Below are 18,551 nucleotides of genomic sequence, written 5' to 3' on the forward strand. Positions count from 1 at the left end.
GTTCCTACACTTTATCCAACAAATATGCAATCTGCACGACAGGCAGGTAAATAAACGAACCAAACATGATCCTCAAAGCTGATTTTCTCGAGCAATCACGCATCAGTGAAAATGTCTGGGCCAAAAACAAAACCCCACAAACAGTCGCGATCACGCCCGAGTTTATCCCTGTTAAACCAAAATAGGTTGGCAACAATCCCAAGGGAAGCAAAAACAGCGTATAGACCATAATCTGTATCGCAGTATTCAGGTCCTGTCCCCCACCGCTAGGCAGCAATTTGAAACCCGCCCTTTTGTAGTCCTCATCACTTACCCACGCAATCGCCCAAAAATGTGGGAATTGCCAGATAAACTGAATCCCAAAAATGATCAGCGCTTCATGGGAAATCATTCCTGTAGCCGCAGTCCACCCCAACAAAGGCGGCATCGCTCCTGGAATTGCACCTACGAACACAGCAATTGGCCCAACCCGCTTCAATGGTGTGTATACAAACACGTACAAAACCATGCTCAGCAAACCAAGCATGGTGGTAAGCGGATTGGTGAATATCCATAGAATCGAAATCCCCAACAAGGCGGTCGCAAACGTGAAAAAGTATGCCTCTGTCAAGGAAATCAACTGTAGTGGAAGAGGACGGTTCTGGGTCCGCTTCATCAGCTTGTCAATATCCCTTTCCCAAATTTCATTCGCAGCACCCGAAGCACCAGAGACCAGAAAGCCGCCGAGCATTAGTCCAAAGAATTTTTCCCAAGAGAAGAAAGTACCAGAATCCCCAAGAATAAACCCAAACATCGCCGAAAACGTCACCAAGGCCGACAAGCGAAATTTGACCAAATCCATGTAGGCTCTCAATCGAACCGACAAATGGCTCAAGACACTTTTATCCGAAATATCAACTGTGTTCATTTCTGACAGAAACCAATTTTAAATTCTTTTGTGAATTCAGCTGCATCAATAACACAAACTGAATCCCGATAATCAAGGATCCAAACAACAAATGAATCGGCTGAAGAAATGCAGGAATCGCGAAATAAGCCATTCCTACACCAGAAACAATCTCCACCAACAACACAAGCACCAATATTTGACTCCACTTATAAATGCCAGCCCTTCTGATTGAATGCTGGTATACCTTCACAAAGAACAAAACATGAACCCCGAGAATCAGAAGGGAATAACTCCTGTGTATCAGAAACTCGAGACCGAGCTGCGCAATCCACTCTCCCCTTACCATATTCCCGAACTCAACCGCCACCATGTCAACCTGTTCCCGAACTTCCGTCCCCAACACGATCTGCCCGAGCATCAACACCAAGCCTAACATCAGCAAATTGTAAAGGAAAGACGACTTTTCCGTTTGGTGAAAAACAGGGTACTTAAGCTTGTAGGCTTTTTGATGAATGAAGAGCAACAATCCTACTATCAAGAGCGCCAACATCATGTGAACCGTAATCATCCAAGGCAACAAATTGGTGGATACTACGATCGACCCTATCCAGCCCTGAAATATCACCAACACGAGTGTAAGTATCGAGATCACCGGTATCGATTTGTCTACTGCAAATAAGGGCAATGATCTCCAAACCGTTAGAATCACCAACATCCCGATTGCGACCCCGATCAACCTGTTGACGTACTCTATCCAAGTTTTCACAGCGTTAAACGGTTGCTCAACAAGGATAGACTTGTCATTCTTGATTTGATCTGCTTTCTCGTTGAAGCCAAGACTTTCCAACTGGGCCACAAAACGGTCGTTTTTTTCAACCCTTTTTGCGGCATAAATCTCTTGATAATTTTTTGGGAGCTGGCTCTCGCTCGTCGGCGGAACCCAGCTCCCAAAACATTTTGGCCAGTCGGGACAGCCCATACCAGAACCGGTACTTCGTACGATCCCTCCGACAAATATGAGGAAATAAACAGCTATCACAGTGACCAAACTGATCCTGCGAAAGCTGCTTATCTGATTAAGATGCTTTTGATTCATTAGCGACCAACAATGTCTCTTCATCAGCGATGATCGCCTTCTCCAATTTCACAAGCTCTTGCTCATGAGGAAGATTGGACTCTGGAGTCGCAGACAAAGGCACAGTTTGAGGAATGAAATCTTCCGGCGCCCCTGGCTTTGAATAATCATAAGGCCATCTGTACACCGCTGGGATCTCTCCAGGCCAGTTACCATGACCCGGATGCAAAGGCGTAGTCCACTCAAGTGTGTTGGATCTCCAAGGATTCAAGGACGCCACACGGCCTCTGTACATGGAATAGAAGAAGTTGAACAAGAATATCAATTGGGCGGCAAATGTTACGATAGCCGCAGCAGACACAAACATGTTCAAATCTGTGTACATATTGGAAAATTCAAAGTTTGTCCAAGTGTAGTACCTTCTTGGGAACCCGGCAATTCCGATATAGTGCATCGGGAAAAACACCATGTACACGCCGATAAATGTCAACCAGAAATGCACATACCCTAGCCTCGCATCCATCATCCTTCCAAACATCTTAGGGAACCAATGATAAACGCCAGCCATCAAGCCAAAGAACGACGCCGAACCCATCACGAGGTGAAAGTGTGCCACCACGAAATAGGTGTCATGAAGTTGAATATCAATTGCCGAGTTTCCTAGGAAAATACCAGTCAGACCACCTGAAATGAAGAATGATACCAAGCCAATAGAGAACAACATACCCGGCGTAAAGATCAGATTACCCCTCCACAGCGTTGTGAGGTAGTTAAAAACCTTCACCGCAGACGGAATCGCGATAATCAAGGTAAGGAACATGAAGATCGATCCAAGGAACGGATTCATTCCAGAAACGAACATGTGGTGCGCCCATACAATGAATGAGAGGATCGTGATACCCAACATGGAAATCACCATTGCCTTGTATCCAAATATTGGCTTGCGTGAATTGGTTGCAATAATTTCGGATGTGATACCCAATGCAGGCAACAAAACAATGTATACTTCAGGGTGTCCGAGGAACCAGAACAAATGCTGGTAAAGCACGGGACTACCGCCAGTGTTTGGCAAAGGTTCGCCACCGATGTAGATATCAGAGAGATAAAAACTCGTACCAAAACTCCTGTCAAACACCAAAAGCAACGCCGCTGAAAACAGCACAGGGAAAGAAAGAAGCCCAATTACCGCCGTAAGGAAAAATGCCCAAATCGTCAACGGTAGTCTGGAGAACGACATACCTTTAGTCCTCAGGTTAATTACCGTGGTGATATAGTTGATACCGCCCAAAAGAGAAGAGGCTATGAAACATGTCATCGCAATCAACCACAAGGTCATACCCAATCCTGAACCAGGAATGGCCTGCTCCAAAGCAGATAAAGGAGGATAAACAACCCATCCACCAGCAGCTGGACCAGTCTCAATGAAGAGGGAAACGAACATAATCACACTGGACAAAAAGAAAAACCAGTATGACAACATATTCATAAATCCAGACGCCATATCCCGGGCACCAATCTGGAGGGGAATCAAGAAGTTGGAGAATGTACCACTCAGGCCAGCTGTCAACACAAAGAATACCATAATGGTACCGTGCATTGTAACCAGAGCCAAATAGAAGTCTGGGTCAAGCTTTCCCTCTGCAGTAATCCATCCACCCAAGATCGGTTTCAAGAATTCCAATTGCATGTCAGGGAAACCCAATTGAAGTCTGAAAATTACTGACAACAAACCACCAATGATTGCCCAAAAGATACCTGTGATCAGAAACTGCTTTCCGATCATTTTGTGATCCTGGGTGAAGATATATTTGGTGATAAAATTATCATGATGCTCATGCTCATGGTGATCATGGGCCGTAGCGCTGTGGGAAGCTGTATGAGCTGTTGCCATAATATTTGATAATTGTTTTACTTGTACTCGCTAATGGTAATATCAGCCAATTCTTTCACATCGGCAGGGAGATTCTCTACCAATGCAGGATTGATGACTATATAGGGTCTCTGCTCGGCCAACCACTTTCTGTATTCGGCAGGCTCAACAACATTGATTACTCTTTTCATAGAAAAGTGTCCTCTTCCGCAGATCTCGGTGCAGGCAATTTCGAATTCAAACTCAGGGTCGTTCAATTCCGCCCTCATTTCTTCTGTTGTCTTGTTGGCAACAAACCAAAATTTAGTCGGCATACCTGGTACAGCATCCATTTTCAGCCTCATGTGTGGAGCGAACACAGAGTGAAGCACGTCACGGGCACGGATCCTAAACAGTACCGGCTCGCCTTTGGGGATCACGACAACAGGAGAAGAGAAATCGTCCAACGCATTCTTGTCTGTAAAGTCAACACCCGAAACGTTCGATGCTGTGGTTAGGCGAAAATCATTTGCACCCAACACGTTATCTACGCCAGGATATCTCACTTCCCAAGCAAACTGATACCCCATCAACTCGACAATGTGAGCGTTCTCCGGGGCTGGCTTTGTGATATCGGACCAAGCTCTCCAACCACCGATCACCAACAATGCCAAAACAATCGCTGGTACCACAGTCCAGATAACCTCCAATTTGTTGTTATCGGGATAAAATGCGGCCTGTTTGTTTTCTTGGTATCTGTATTTGTAAGGGAACCAGAACAAAAGGATATGGGTCACAATGAAAATGAACCCAGTGACTGCCATGGTAATCCAGAACAACTGGTCCGTGACTGCGCCGTGTTCCGAGGCAAGCGGTGGATTGTAGTTGTCAAATTCCTTGATGGAATACCAGAACATCAAGCCGCCACCACCGATCAAGAACAAGAGGAACATGATGGCGTTAACCTTGTTACTTCCCGACGCAACCTTCTTATCACTGCCTTTGACGACAGACACAAGCGTCTGAATCCTGTACACCATCCAAATAATGGACAACAACAAGAGAACACCTACCGCAATTAGAAATCCGTACATAAACTTAGATTTTTCGGATAATTAAATATGATGATGATAACTTTCTTCCAGCATCGGATGGTTCTTAGGAACAAGATTCTGTTTAGCCAAATTGTTTAGCACCACATAAGCAACCACCGAACCATAAACCAACAGCATACCGATTTCCATCAAACCAAATCCACCGTTATGCCCCAAGGTGCCTGGCTGAACCATCAGGAAGAAGTCGAACCAATGCCCCAAGATAATCAAGAAACAAACGACTTTGAGGAAGATCGTATGCCTTTTTGCATCCCTAGTCATCAAAACCAAGAATGGAAGGAAGAAGTTTAAGACAAGGTTTACAATAATAAACGGGCTATACACGTCACTTTGCAGCCTCTCCACAAAGTAAACAGACTCTTCAGGAATGTTGGCATAATAGATCAACAAGAACTGCGAAAACCAGATGTAGGTCCAGAAAACAGAGAAAGCGAATACGAATTTTCCAAGATCATGGATATGGTTTTCATTGACCATCGGAAGGTAACCGTTGTCCTTTAGGAACACAACCACCAAAGTGATCGATGCCAAACCCGCCACGAACCAAGAAGCAAATACATACCAACCAAACATCGTGGAAAACCAGTGTGTGTCGATCGACATCACCCAATCCCATGCAGACACAGAGGAAGATACTGCAAAAAACACCAGGAATAAAGCGGACCAAGTCCTCATTCTTCTCCAATATTCTGTACCTCCATTGAGGTCTTCCGCATAAGAAAGGGACCGAAGCTTGTTGAAAAAGAACACCCAAAAGCCAAAGAAGATGACCATCCTCGCAATGAAGAAAATCGGAAAGGATCCTTTTGCCAATGGCCAAAAGAAGAAGTTACCTTTTCCATCGATTATCTTGTCATATTCCGGGTGGTTTGGATCAAACAACTCAGGATGCGTCCAATGGAAGAATTGGTGTGTAACCAAGAAAAACAGACCCGTGCCAATCATCATGATTGCCGCAAACGGAAGCCAATACCCAAATGACAAGGGAATCCTCAAAACAGGTGCTGACCAACCTGCCTGTGCCGCATATTGAATTGCAAAGAAGAACACTCCAATCACTGCGATTCCAGTAAAATAGACATTGTTGATCCAAAGGTTGGCAAATAACCTCTGATACCAATGAAAGGCGTGCCCACCGGCTTCTCCCCCATGATCATGGCTACCTCCAAACATGGCGAGCACTATACCCGCTCCAAGGATGACAGCACCAATCACCAACACTGTCATGATCGATTTCTTTACACCCGCAGAAAAATCGAATTTCTGATCCAAGTTATAATGTGTAGAACCGTGTCCCATGATTATTGCTTCTGAATTTCTTGTTTAACATAGTGGACAATCTTCCAAATGCGCTCCTGTGGAATCTGAGAGCCATGTGCACCCATTCGGCCTTTGCCTTTCATGATTACGTGAAAGATATGGCCTTCGGGAAGGTTGATGTATGCACCGCCCTTAAGATTAGCAACGCCACCTACAACCTCTCCAGCTTTGCCATCTCCTTCACCGTTGGCACCATGGCAGGCGATGCAATATTGATTGTAAAGTATTTTACCTTGAGCCAAAACCTCGGGAGTTAAAGCAACTGGGTTTTGTATCTTGGCGGCTTCTTCGAGTTCAAATGCTTTCAAGCGGTAAGGCAAAGAACCATCTTTGGTCCTAGGAACAGTGTTCGCAACCGGCTCCCTCATGTTCATCTTGTGAGGGTTGTTGATGTTGCTATTGTAAAACTCTCCCTTTCCGTCTTCACGGTTTGATAACCAACTGCCCTCCTGCTCATTATCAATCTGAGTAAGGGGTTCGTAGGCTACCGAATTGTACATTTGGGGAGCATACTCATACCCAGGGTTATCTGCCCCTGCCCCACATGAGGAAAGCCCGTAGGCTATACCGATCATCGTAAGTGCGTATATGTAATTCTGTATTTTCATAATCACTTATTCAAAGCTTTTCCTATTGACTTCACTAGCGCCAGACGTTTTCAATACCTCTGCCAATTTTGCTTCACCTATTCCACCATTAACTGCCAGATCTATCGCCATGACGTGTTTGTCGTCCGTAATCCTGAGATCGAAAATCCTGGGATTGGCCCAAGGCTTGAGGTTACTCGCAACCATGAACACGCCAACCATTCCAAACGCCGCCAAAAGTACAGTCATTTCAAAGGTTACAGGCACGAAGTCTGGTACAGCAGCGTAGTCCTTGCCACCGATAATCATTGGCCAGTCAAATTTCATCATGTAAAACTGCATGGTCAAGGCCAAAGAAGTGCCCAGCAAGCCGAACAAAAATGCTGCAATCGGTAACCGGCTTCTTTTATAACCAAGGACATCATCGATTCCATGAACAGGAAAGGGTGAGTAGACCTCGTGGATTTTCACTCCACTTTCCCTGATTTTTACTATCGCATCCAACAAAACGTCCTCGTCTTCAAACACCCCGAGGATAAAATTCTTATCTCTTTCCATTCGTTTATTTGGTTACTTTTTCTGAAGAGGATTTTACGATCGATTTAACTTCAGCCATGTTGATCACCGGGAAAAACTTCGCAAACAGGAAGAAAAGTGTGAAGAACAGACCGAAAGTGAAGAAATAAACACCGACATCAGCCCATGTTGGATAAAACATCACCCATGAAGATGGAAGATAATCCCTGTGAAGCGATGTCACGATGATCACGAACCGTTCAAACCACATTCCAATGTTTACAACAAGGGACAGAAGGAACGTTGCAACAATTGATGTCCTTATTTTCTTAAACCAGAAAAGTTGAGGAGAGATCACGTTACATGTCATCATAGACCAATATGCCCACCAATAAGGGCCAAACATCCTGTTGATGAATGCATATTGCTCAGCTGCAACACCAGAATACCATGCAATGAAGAATTCAGTGATATAGGCGATGCCAACGATCGAACCGGTGATAATGATTACGATATTCATCAGCTCAATGTGACCGATTGTGATGTAGTCTTCAAGCTTGTAAACTTTTCTCGTTACAATCATCAAGGTCAACACCATTGCAAATCCAGAGAAAATCGCTCCGGCCACAAAGTAGGGAGGAAAGATCGTTGTATGCCATCCAGGTATTACCGAAGTAGCAAAGTCGAATGATACGATTGTGTGAACTGAAAGTACCAACGGAGTCGCTAAACCAGCCAAGATCAACGCAACGGATTCATAGCGGCTCCAAGTCTTGGCAGCACCGTCCCAACCAAAGGACAAAGCACCATAGATACTCTTCCTGATTCCAGTCGCTCTATCTCTAATAGTTGCAAAATCAGGGATCAATCCAATGTACCAAAATACAAGTGATACCGAAAAATAAGTCGAGATCGCGAATACGTCCCACAATAGGGGCGAGTTAAAATTTACCCAAAGTGAACCGAAAGTATTTGGCAGCGGCAATGCCCAATATGCACCCAACCATGGACGACCCATGTGGATTACGGGGAACATAGCTGCGCAAATGACAGCAAAAATAGTCATTGCCTCAGCAGCCCTGTTGATTGCCATCCGCCATTTTTGTCTGAATAGCAACAATACGGCTGAAATCAGGGTACCTGCGTGACCAATACCAACCCACCATACGAAGTTGGTAATATCCCAGGCCCAACCGACTGTTTTGTTGAGGCCCCACATTCCGATACCCTCCCAAAGTGTGGCTGCCAAGGCTACGAAACCAAGACCCAAAGCACCGACGGATACCAAAAATGCGAGAAGCCACTGCATATTCGGCTTGCTCTCCACATGACGGGAGATGTCCTGCGTGACATCTTTAAGGGTTTTTCCGCCGGTAATCAGCGGTTCGCGTACAGATGAAGTAACCTGCATATCTTAAAATTTAAATTTATGCTTCTGATTTTTCTTTATTCCTGATCTTTGTGAAATACCACACGTTTGGACTCACATTGACTTCCTCCAATACGTGGTAGGCTCTTTCCTCATTGACCTCTTTGAGAGCGGACGTGGTATCCTCCTTGATCTGCAGCAATTGGGTAATCTTGCTGGCTGGATCGTTCATGTCCCCAAACACGATGGCCTCTGTTGGACATGCAGTCTGACATGCCATTTTGATCTCACCATCCTGGACTTTTCTACCTTCTCTCTTAGCAGTGAGCTTACCAGCCTGTATCCGCTGCACGCACATGGAGCATTTTTCAATCACCCCTCTAGCCCTTACAGTTACGTCCGGATTGAGTACCATTTTGCCCATGTCGTCGTTTTGGGCAATATTCACAGCCGCAAAATCCTTATTGTCATGGTATTTGAACCAATTGAATCTTCTCACTTTATAAGGACAGTTGTTGGCACAATATCTAGTTCCGATACACCTGTTGTAAGTCATTTGGTTGAGTCCCTCGGAAGAGTGTGTGGTCGCAGCTACTGGACATACAGTCTCGCATGGAGCATTGTTGCAGTGCTGGCACATCATAGGCTGGAATGTAACCTCAGGGTTTTCAGCAGCCTCTTCAAGTTCCTTGTTGGTAGTAGCCTCTTTTGGAGAAGAATAGTACCTGTCTATCCTGATCCAGGCCATTTCCCTTCTGTTGAGAACCTCTTGTTTTCCGACAACAGACACGTTGTTTTCTACTTGACATGCAACCGTACAAGCTCCACATCCGATACAGGAGTTCATGTCAATCGCCAATCCCCAATGGTGCTGGCTATATTTGTGTCCACTCCAAAGTGATATCTTGGAGGGTTTCACAAACTCACCTTCTTTGTAGATTTTCGGATGATACCTCCCTGCAGATGCATTCTCCTTGTACTCGCCCAAGGTAGCTTCCTGGATTACAAACTCCCTACCCATGTATGTCTGGTGGGTCTGGGTTTGTGCAATCTTATAGACATCCGAAGTTAGCTCCACTGACACACCGTCTGTGACATCATAGTTTACAAAGCCATTTGCCGCGTTCAACAAGTCGTAGGCATTTACACCCAGGCCGTTCGCAACTCTTCCAGCTTTTGATCTTCCATAACCCAAAGCCAAGCCCACGGTTCCATACGCCTGACCAGGCTGAACAAGCACAGGAACGATCAACGACTTTCCACCTACAGTTACTTTGGCTTTCTTGGTGGCACCTTCCACCATTTTCAATCCATTTTCATTGGCCCATTTCTGTGAAACTGTCAGGTAGTTGTCCCAAGTCACCTTGGATATTGGATCTGACATTTCTTGAAGCCAAGGGTTATTGGCAAATGTACCATTGCCGATGCCGACTTTTGTATAAACAGCCAGCTCAGTTCCAGCATTATCTGCTTTGTAGCTTTTAGAAATCGCCGCAGCTGCCGAAGCAACATCAGCATTTCCAACTATTGTCGCCGATTCAGAAGGAATGGAATAAACGCCATTGAAAAGCGATCTATCCCAAAACTCCTGTGCGGATGTCACTGCAGTTTGGGTTCCGATTAGGCTTGCATTCCAGTTAGCTTGTAGGAAATCATAGTAACTAGTCTCAACTCCCGCCCATTTCAAGAATGATTCTTGGGCTTGACGTGTGTCAAACAGAGGTGAAATGGTCGGCTGTGCCAAGCTGTATTCTCCTTTTCTTGGATTGAAGTCGTTCCAAGATTCCAAGAAATGGTGATCCGGCGCGACATACTGTACCAAAGAGGCTGTTTCATCCAATGTACCATTTGTGGCAAGGGAGAATTTTGCTTTGGCTATTCCTTCGGCAATTTCCGCTCCCCGTGGGTGGTCGTATACCGGATTACAGTTATAGAATATCACTCCACCAATAGTTCCCGACTTCAATTCGGAAACAAATTGATTCATGCGGGCATCATTTCCCTTCCTGAAATTAGATGGTTTCGTAAAATCAACAGAAACTCCGTTGTTGCCCAGCAGGTCATTGATTGCGTTGATTACGACTTGTACGTTGGGGTCATTTGAGCCAGAAACTACAATCGACTTCCCTTCGTTAGCCAACAATTCCTTGGCCGCCTGATCCAAATAGGCAACCTCCACTGCAGGCGCAGAAACGGTCAAACCGCCCTTTGCTTTTGCAATTGCATTGTATAAGGACAAAACGGCTAGTCCGCTTTGGGATGGTCGGATAGGCGTACGGTAGTCCGCATTGGCACCAGTAAGGGAAAGATTGGACTCAAATTGGAAATGCCGGGACATATTCGGTTTCGCCTTTGAAATCTTCCTGCCCTGCGCATATTGCTTCGCATATTCAGTTGGAGAAATCCAAGTTCCGAGGAAGTCCGCTCCAAAACTCACGATTACGTTGGCTTTTGAAAAATCATAGGTTGGCAAGACCGCAGAACCATAGGTACTTTCGGCAGCCTTGGTAATGCCATAATTTGACACCGGATCATAAGTTATTATCTCCGCACCGCCATACAGGGCCGCAAATTGCTGAAGAGCCTTCTCAGTCGAAGGTGACAAAATTGTATTGGAAACGATCTTAACCACGCCTGCAGTAGGCAGTTTTGATTTTACCGCTCCATCCAATGTCGCCCAATCAGACTTCTGCCCGTTTACATGGGGCCCTGCCAAGCGTTGTTTGTCATAAAGCGAAAGCACGGAGGCTTCCACAATCGCACTGATACCGCCTTTATTTATTGGAGAAAGTTCATTTCCATCGATTTTGATGGGACGGCCTTCTCTCGTCTTGACGACAATAGATGCGTAGTCACCGCCCGATGCGAAGGTGGACGCATAGTAATTTGGAATAGAAGGGTTGACGTCTACAGGTTTGTTGACATAAGGAATAGCCTTTCTAACCGGAGCCTCACAGGCAGCCAATGAAGCTGCTGCCAAGCTGAATCCCATCAACTTCAGGAAATCCCTCCTCGACGAACCTTCTTCACTACCGTTTACAGGCAGATAATCATGAAACTCTCTCTCGGCATTCTTGACAAACTCAGAATCGTTTGTCAGCTGCTCCAAACCTTTCCAATAGGTCTTTTTATTTTCTTTCATTTTATATCGAAGAAAAGTAAGTTCAGATTAGATATTATCAATAGTGGCATTTTGCACACTCCAAGCCACCGATGTCTTTGACTTTCAGCGCTTGTTTGGATCCGCTGTGTAGCTGAACCAGCTTGTCATAATACTCGTTGCCCTGGGCATTGACATTGGTTGTTCTATGACAATCAATACACCATCCCATTGTCAGGGCACTGTATTGGTAGACTACCTCCATTTCCTGTATTGGCCCATGGCAAGTCTGGCACTCTATACCGCCGACCGCTACGTGTTGTGCGTGGTTGAAGTAAGACAAGTCAGGAAGGTTGTGGATTCGTACCCACTCGATCGGCTGATTGTTGTCAACCGCATTATAGATCTTTTGGATCTCTGTAGAAATCCCTTCTTTTCCACCCACATTTTGGATATGTGCGTGGCAGTTCATACAGATGTTCGCAGAAGGGATATTGGCAGACTTCCCAATCTCCACACCGGTATGACAATATTGACATGGAATCTCGTACTGACCAGCATGCAATTGGTGCGAAAAAGCAATTGGTTGTTTTGGCGCGTAGCCCTGCTGCACACCGACGGTATACAACTCATCGAGCGCTGTCTTTACTACAAATGCGACCAAAAGGGTTGTAAAGATGATAAGGAAGGCATCGGACTTGAAAATTTTCCCGATTTCGAATTTTTGGTTAATAAACTCTTCGTCCGCCGCATCGAGCTTTTGATTGTTGAGATACTTGGTCAAAATGGAGATAATCAATCCCAAAACAACCAAAATCAAAAACAAAACTAGGACCAGCACTCCTAAGATAACAGTCAAATACTCACTTGGGATTCCAGCTCCCGCTGCAGCTGCACCTTCTGTAGCTGTTGGCGCGGCCGCCGCAGCTGGATCCGCCTTGTCACCGTATTCGATGTAAGCCAACAAATTCATCAGGTCATCATCGGTCAGGAATTCATGCGCTGGCATTGCCAAATTGTTGAATTCCTTCGCAATTGCTACCGCTTCCGCATCACCGGATGCGATCAACGCCTGGGAGTTTCTGATAAATCTCTTTGTCCAGTCTATGGAGTGGCGATCCGTGACACCCCTTAGCGCAGGACCCACGTTCTTTTGATCCAGCCTGTGGCATGTCCGACAGTTGGCGTTGAAAATAGTCTTGCCAGCCGAAATGGCTTCCTCACTGTTGGATACATCAGGATTGACCGCATAGACTTGTGTTCCTGTCGTCAAAATGAAGAGCAGCAAAAATGTACTCAACATTCGGGGAACACTTAATAAGGAGCGATTGATCGACATAAATATTACTTAATTAAACAGTTGATTGCAGGTTCTCAAATAACTCTGCAAATGTACTACCCCAATTCAATTTTTCAAATTTGGCCGAAATGACTGAAAGAAGGATCCAGCGTTTAAAAAAAATAATGTAATTATCTGTTTTTCAATTACTTGGATATGTATTCCGAGCGGATCAATTTATTTAGAATCAATATAAATAAAAGAATATTTGGAGATACTTTTGGCCATTTTCAACCTGCGTCAAAAGTGCTATTCGAAACAGTATCACAATCGAAAAATGACCCGAAATAGGCCATCATAGAAAAGTTGAAATAAAAAGATCAAAAATTTGGTTTTTCAGTGACTATAGATATTTTTGTCGTATTAATCCAAGGTCGAGTGGCCGAGTGTAAGGCAAAGGCCCGCAATGCCTTTTACGGTGGTTCGAATCCATCCTCGACCTCTGCGTAAAGAACGAATTTAATCACCCCATTAAACCGTTCCCGTCAATTTTATCATAGAGTGCACACAATATGTCGTTGGCATTTGGTCGGCACTTCACATTCATGGTCGGGTGGCCGAGTGCAAGGCGAGGGTCCGCAAGATTCTACACGGTGGTTCGAATCCATCCCCGACCTCAATTTTGTGAACGAATTTAATCACCCCATTAAACCGTTCCTCTTGAAAACCAAAAGATCGGACGCAAATCCGAGAGTAAAAAAATCCTGCATTAATTTGCAGGGATTTATCATTACAAGGTCGGGTGGCCGAGTGCAAGGCGAGGGTCCGCAAGATTCTACACGGTGGTTCGATTCCATCCCCGACCTCAATCATTTTTCTTTTTCTTGGTAAGAATAAATCCAAGCTTCTGAGAAAATAGTATGTGGTGGATAATGTCCTAAAAAAAATAGCAGCAGTATCCAAAAAAGCAGATTAAAAGGTCGGGTGGCCGAGTGTCAGGCAAGGGTCCGCAAGATTCTATACGGTGGTTCGAATCCATCCCCGACCTCAGAAATTTCAAAGAAATTCTTATTTTTGAAAACCTGAGTCTTTCAAAATCGGTTTATTCAGTACTGAAAACCTATTTGAAGTATCAAACACTTTAGATTGAGGGTTGGATTTAGAAAAAAACGATTTCAGACAATAAGGTCGGGTGGCCGAGTGCGAGGCGAGGGTCCGCAAGACTCTTTACGGTGGTTCGAATCCATCCCCGACCTCATAGAGCCCTCATGAAGTGGGGGCTTTTTCTTTTCACCCGTGTTGGCATGATTTTCAACTATTCTTTCTGGGTGCAAGGGAAATACCACCACAGGTTTTGCAATCAAGGACGAATTACCTACATTTGCATTCCGAAAAACAAAGGGTCGCGTGGCCGAGTGGCTAGGCAGAGGTCTGCAAAACCTTGTACAGCGGTTCGAATCCGCTCGTGACCTCTATAAAAGCATCTGCGAAAGTGGATGCTTTTTTTATTTAGAGATTACCGGAAATACGAACTGTTCAAAGATCGGAAACCAAAAGGAGGCTTTATCTATCCAGTGTCCTGAACGAATTTTCCCTGCCCTTTAAAAAAAAAATGCCGACCTCTCAGCCGGCATTTTTTTATATTAGGAAGAACCATCTTGTGTCCTAGTTCTTTCCTTTTATTTCTAGAAGTTATTTCTTCCCTTCCATTTTCTCCTTCAGCTCAGCCAAAGCATCGATGTCTCCTAAAGTGGATTTCTCGGCAGGAGCAGGAGTCTCTACTTTGCCTTCTTCGCCTTTCTTCTTCACAACTTTCTTGGCACCGGCCGACTTGGCTTCTTCCTTAAACGTTGCAGTGTGGGAAAGTACGATTCGCTTATCGTCTTTTGAGAACTCGGTTACTTTGAAATCGAGAGATTCGCCAACTTCTACGGTTGATCCATCTTCTTTCTCCAAGTTTTTGGAGGTTGCAAAACCTTCAAGACCATAAGGAAGCTCAAGAACTGCGCCTTTGTCATTCTTGGAATTCACAGTGCACTTGTGGACAGAACCAATCGGGAACACTGTTTCAAATGTATCCCAAGGATTTTCCTCCAATTGCTTGTGGCCCAAGGCAAGTCTTCTGTTCTCAACGTCCAATTCCAATACAGCTACTTCGAGCTCATCGCCCACTTTCACAAATTCGGATGGATGCTTGATTTTCTTGGTCCAGGAAAGGTCAGATACGTGTACCAATCCGTCGATTCCTTCTTCCAATTCAAGGAACAATCCGAAGTTGGTCAAGTTTCTAACGACACCTTTGTGCTTGGTACCAACAGCGTATTTGGTCACCATGTCGCCTTTGGTCCATGGATCTTCGGTCAATTGCTTAATGCCCAAAGACATTTTTCTTTCGTCTTTGTCCAAAGTCAAGACAACCGCTTCGATTTCGTCACCAACTTTCACAAAATCAGCAGGGTTTCTCAAGTGCTGAGACCAGCTCATTTCGGATACGTGGATCAAACCTTCTACTCCAGGAGCCAATTCGAGGAACGCACCATAATCGGCCACGTTCACGATTTTGCCTTTCACCCTAGAACCAATTTCGAGTTCAGCTGACAAGGCATCCCATGGATGAGCCGTCAATTGCTTCATGCCGAGAGAGATACGCTTCTTGTCATCATCGAAGTCAAGTACAACAACTTGAACTTTGTCATCCAAGCTAAGCACTTCCTCTGGGTGGTTGATTCTGCCCCAAGAGATATCGGTGATGTGCAAGAGACCGTCTACACCACCCAAATCGATGAACACACCGAAGTTGGTCATGTTTTTGATCACGCCTTCCAATACCTGACCTTTTTCGAGGTTGTTGAGGATCTCGGCTTTTTGTTTTTCGAGGTCTTTTTCGATCAACACTTTGTGCGAAACGACCACGTTATCGTTGGTGTGGTTGATTTTCACCACTTTCACTTCCATCTTCTTACCTACGTAGATATCGAAATCCCTGATAGGTTTCACGTCGATTTGGGAGCCTGGCAAAAAGGCCTCTACACCGTAGATATCCACGATCAAGCCACCTTTGGTCCTTCTCTTCACCAAGCCTTCGATTACGGAATCGTTGGCCAAGGCGTCTTCGATATCGGTCCAAGCCCTTACCATTCTTGCTTTCTTTCTGGAAAGAACCAATTGGCCCAAGGCGTTTTCCTGCTCTTCGATAAATAGTTCGACTTCGTCGCCGATCTTGAGGTTAGGAAGGTCACGGAATTCGGACACCGGCACCAAACCATCAGACTTGAAGCCGATGTTGACGATGACGTCCTTATCATTGATACCAACGACGGTACCTTTGATGACTTCGTGTTCGGTGATTTCCTTCAAAGTACCGGAATAGAGTGCCTCCATTTCGGCTCTTTTTTCCTTGGAATAGCCCTCACCAAAACCTTTGGTGCTGAAATCGTCCCAATTAAAATCTTTTTGTTTAGACATAATATGCAATGACCCTGAAAGGCGACGGCCCTCGGGTCAGGGGGCAGCCGTTTTTTGTTGGACATAAAGCCCCTGAAAATCAATCCAAGAGCCCCGTTCACCCGAACGGACTGCAAAGGTAGGATTTTTTATAGAGACTGGAACGCTGAATTAGAAAAAACTCCTTTTTCCATTAAAATTGCGAAAAATCGAAAACCCCCGAAATGGCTTCCGGGGGTTGTTTGCAAGCGAAGAGTTAGTAAATTGTTAAACGATTGCCCAAAATTAACCAAAGGTTTGCTGTTATGAAAATTGTCTGGTGGATTTATACCATCTACGCGGCTATCTGCTTCGTGTTTTGGATGCTCGTATTCGGCTTGGGAATTGTGATTCCACTATTGGTCAGTCCTCGGGGCGGAAAGGTATCCTTTGTCTTCATCCGACTGTGGGCCCGGATTTGGTCTGCCATGGTCGGTATCCGCTATGAAGTGCACGGAAGGGAACATATTGAGCCACACAAGCCCTACATCTATATTTTCAACCACCGTTCCTTTATCGATGCACCCGTTATCCCCATGGCGATCCATCAGGAAGTGCGCGCCATTGGCAAAAAGGAGCTATCGAAAATCCCCTTGTTCGGTTTCATCGTGTCCCGCGTTGCGGTATGGGTGGATAGGCAAAATCCCGAATCCCGTAAAATCTCTGTCGAAAGATTACTCCAAATCCTCAACCAAGGCATCTCTATCGTGGTCGCCCCGGAAGGCACCCGAAATGACACCAATCAGACATTGCTCCCATTTCAAAAAGGAGCATTTCGCATCTCGGTCGAAACTGGGGTGCACGTCCTACCGATGGCAGTAATCGGCGCGGACCATATCATGCGACGGGGTTCCATGATGATGCGGCCCGGCAAAGTACGGGTCTATCTTTCGGCCGCCATTGATCCAACGCCCTACCAAGCCAGCAACAATTTTGAGGGATTGGCGGAAAAATGCTACAATAGGTTGGAGTCAATGATTATGGTGAATGAGTGACTCTCTAACCTTTTATCCGAAGGCCATGCTATCGGATTCTTTAGAGATTTGGCTGTGGCTGTGTGCCCTAAACCATTTCCAAAGACGAAAAAATAAAAATCCGAGAGATTGACCCTCGGATTTTCGCTTTATTTCTCCGCCATCACCTTCTTGATATAGGCAACACTTTGGGGTATCTGCTGGACTGACCGGGAAGATTCATCTTCGATAATCAGGTATTCGGTGCCCATTTTTTGGGCTTGCTTGATGATGCCACGGATATCTATATCTCCGGTACCCAAGACGACGTTTGTTTCCACATCACCCCGACCATCAAAACTGCCGGGGGTTCCTTTGGCACGATCCTTCAAGTGCAGCAATGGAAATTCCTTTGGATACTTTTTCATGATCGCGAGGGGATCACCACCGCCCATCTGCACCCAATACACATCCATGTTGAAATCGTAATTCTTGGCGTTTTTGATCAATTCATCAAACAACACACCTTTGCCATGCGGCTTGAACTCGTATCCGTGCGGGTGATAGCAAAGCGTGATGCCTGCGTCTTTGAGGATTTTTCCGGCCTTATTAAAAACTTCAATGGCCTCTTGGGTTTCCTTGATGCTAAATTGACCTTGGGTATGCGGAATCCAAAAGCAGGTCGCGTACTTGGCTCCGTAAGCTTTGGCATTGTCGATAATCGCTTGGGGATTTTCCTGCAGCTGCTTGAAATCCGCGCCAACCGCAATCATACTTAATCCAAGACCGGAAAGAAACTGCTTGTACTCGTCAAGCGACATACCGTAAGTTCCTCCCCCTTCGAGGTAGTTGATGCCCATTTTCGGTATCAACGCGTGCGTGCCTTTGACGTCCGTCTTCATTTCGTTTCGAAGACTGTACAATTGAAGGGCGATTTGTTGGGCCTGTGTATAGCCGGCAAATAGCAACAATGCCGCCAACAATAGGAAAGAGATTTTTTTCATAGGTTCTCATGG

At 45.3% G+C, this 18,551-nt stretch carries 13 protein-coding genes and 6 tRNA genes; 7 read left to right on the forward strand and 12 right to left on the reverse strand.

What is annotated here, in order from left to right; all coding sequences use genetic code 11:
* Positions 1–4 precede the first annotated feature (4 nt).
* The 10 genes from cyoE to L0U89_RS12425 are packed head-to-tail and all read right to left on the reverse strand — an operon-like array spanning position 5 to position 13,123.
* Positions 5–907, reverse strand: a complete 903-nt coding sequence (gene cyoE, locus L0U89_RS12380; RefSeq protein ID WP_234861815.1) for a heme o synthase — start codon at positions 905–907, stop codon at positions 5–7.
* Positions 894–2,009 carry a COX15/CtaA family protein gene (locus L0U89_RS12385; protein WP_008627757.1) on the reverse strand — a complete coding sequence of 372 codons (1,116 nt, stop codon included), beginning with the start codon at positions 2,007–2,009 and terminating at the stop codon, positions 894–896. Before L0U89_RS12385 ends, cyoE begins: the two co-directional genes overlap by 14 nt.
* Positions 1,966–3,855: a cytochrome c oxidase subunit I gene (locus tag L0U89_RS12390; RefSeq protein WP_008627758.1), complete on the reverse strand. Its 1,890-nt coding sequence runs from the start codon at positions 3,853–3,855 to the stop codon at positions 1,966–1,968. The genes L0U89_RS12385 and L0U89_RS12390 overlap by 44 nt, the downstream gene beginning before the upstream one ends.
* A 17-nt stretch (positions 3,856–3,872) precedes the next feature.
* The gene (locus tag L0U89_RS12395) at positions 3,873–4,907 is read right to left on the reverse strand and encodes a cytochrome c oxidase subunit II (RefSeq protein WP_234861816.1); all 1,035 of its coding nucleotides are present in this window, start codon (positions 4,905–4,907) and stop codon (positions 3,873–3,875) included.
* A 21-nt stretch (positions 4,908–4,928) separates the two neighbouring features.
* On the reverse strand, positions 4,929–6,227 hold the full coding sequence (locus L0U89_RS12400) for a quinol:cytochrome C oxidoreductase (protein ID WP_234861817.1): 1,299 nt from the start codon (positions 6,225–6,227) through the stop codon (positions 4,929–4,931).
* 2 nt (positions 6,228–6,229) lie between these two features.
* A complete protein-coding gene (locus L0U89_RS12405) occupies positions 6,230–6,856 on the reverse strand; it encodes a c-type cytochrome (protein ID WP_234861818.1) in 627 nt (208 codons plus the stop codon).
* A 6-nt stretch (positions 6,857–6,862) separates the two neighbouring features.
* Positions 6,863–7,393 carry a DUF3341 domain-containing protein gene (locus tag L0U89_RS12410; RefSeq protein WP_234861819.1) on the reverse strand — a complete coding sequence of 177 codons (531 nt, stop codon included), beginning with the start codon at positions 7,391–7,393 and terminating at the stop codon, positions 6,863–6,865.
* A 4-nt stretch (positions 7,394–7,397) separates the two neighbouring features.
* Positions 7,398–8,762, reverse strand: coding sequence for an NrfD/PsrC family molybdoenzyme membrane anchor subunit (gene nrfD / locus L0U89_RS12415; protein WP_234861820.1), 1,365 nt, complete (start codon positions 8,760–8,762; stop codon positions 7,398–7,400).
* 16 nt (positions 8,763–8,778) lie between these two features.
* Positions 8,779–11,862 carry a TAT-variant-translocated molybdopterin oxidoreductase gene (locus L0U89_RS12420; RefSeq protein WP_234861821.1) on the reverse strand — a complete coding sequence of 1,028 codons (3,084 nt, stop codon included), beginning with the start codon at positions 11,860–11,862 and terminating at the stop codon, positions 8,779–8,781.
* A 37-nt stretch (positions 11,863–11,899) separates the two neighbouring features.
* Positions 11,900–13,123 carry a c-type cytochrome gene (locus tag L0U89_RS12425; RefSeq protein WP_234861822.1) on the reverse strand — a complete coding sequence of 408 codons (1,224 nt, stop codon included), beginning with the start codon at positions 13,121–13,123 and terminating at the stop codon, positions 11,900–11,902.
* A gap of 408 nt (positions 13,124–13,531) precedes the next feature.
* On the opposite strand from L0U89_RS12425, the gene L0U89_RS12430 reads away from it, so the two are divergent.
* The 6 genes from L0U89_RS12430 (at position 13,532) to L0U89_RS12455 (ending at position 14,571) form a co-directional block, all read left to right on the forward strand.
* Positions 13,532–13,601, forward strand: a tRNA-Cys gene (locus tag L0U89_RS12430).
* A 105-nt stretch (positions 13,602–13,706) separates the two neighbouring features.
* Positions 13,707–13,776, forward strand: a tRNA-Cys gene (locus L0U89_RS12435).
* A gap of 119 nt (positions 13,777–13,895) precedes the next feature.
* Positions 13,896–13,965: transfer RNA gene (locus L0U89_RS12440), tRNA-Cys, on the forward strand.
* A gap of 112 nt (positions 13,966–14,077) precedes the next feature.
* Positions 14,078–14,147 (forward strand) — tRNA-Cys (locus L0U89_RS12445).
* Positions 14,148–14,285: 138 nt separating this feature from the next.
* Positions 14,286–14,355: transfer RNA gene (locus tag L0U89_RS12450), tRNA-Cys, on the forward strand.
* 145 nt (positions 14,356–14,500) lie between these two features.
* Positions 14,501–14,571 (forward strand) — tRNA-Cys (locus tag L0U89_RS12455).
* Between the two features lie 220 nt (positions 14,572–14,791).
* On the opposite strand, the gene rpsA is transcribed toward L0U89_RS12455, so the two are convergent.
* A complete protein-coding gene (rpsA, locus tag L0U89_RS12460) occupies positions 14,792–16,564 on the reverse strand; it encodes a 30S ribosomal protein S1 (protein ID WP_234861823.1) in 1,773 nt (590 codons plus the stop codon).
* 284 nt (positions 16,565–16,848) lie between these two features.
* On the opposite strand from rpsA, the gene L0U89_RS12465 reads away from it, so the two are divergent.
* On the forward strand, positions 16,849–17,577 hold the full coding sequence (locus tag L0U89_RS12465) for a lysophospholipid acyltransferase family protein (RefSeq protein WP_234861824.1): 729 nt from the start codon (positions 16,849–16,851) through the stop codon (positions 17,575–17,577).
* Positions 17,578–17,705: 128 nt separating this feature from the next.
* On the opposite strand, the gene L0U89_RS12470 is transcribed toward L0U89_RS12465, so the two are convergent.
* Positions 17,706–18,539 carry a sugar phosphate isomerase/epimerase family protein gene (locus tag L0U89_RS12470; RefSeq protein ID WP_234861825.1) on the reverse strand — a complete coding sequence of 278 codons (834 nt, stop codon included), beginning with the start codon at positions 18,537–18,539 and terminating at the stop codon, positions 17,706–17,708.
* Between the last annotated feature and the right edge of the window lie 12 nt (positions 18,540–18,551).

This window comes from Mariniradius sediminis, from assembly GCF_021491425.1.
Taxonomy (GTDB): domain Bacteria; phylum Bacteroidota; class Bacteroidia; order Cytophagales; family Cyclobacteriaceae; genus Mariniradius; species Mariniradius saccharolyticus.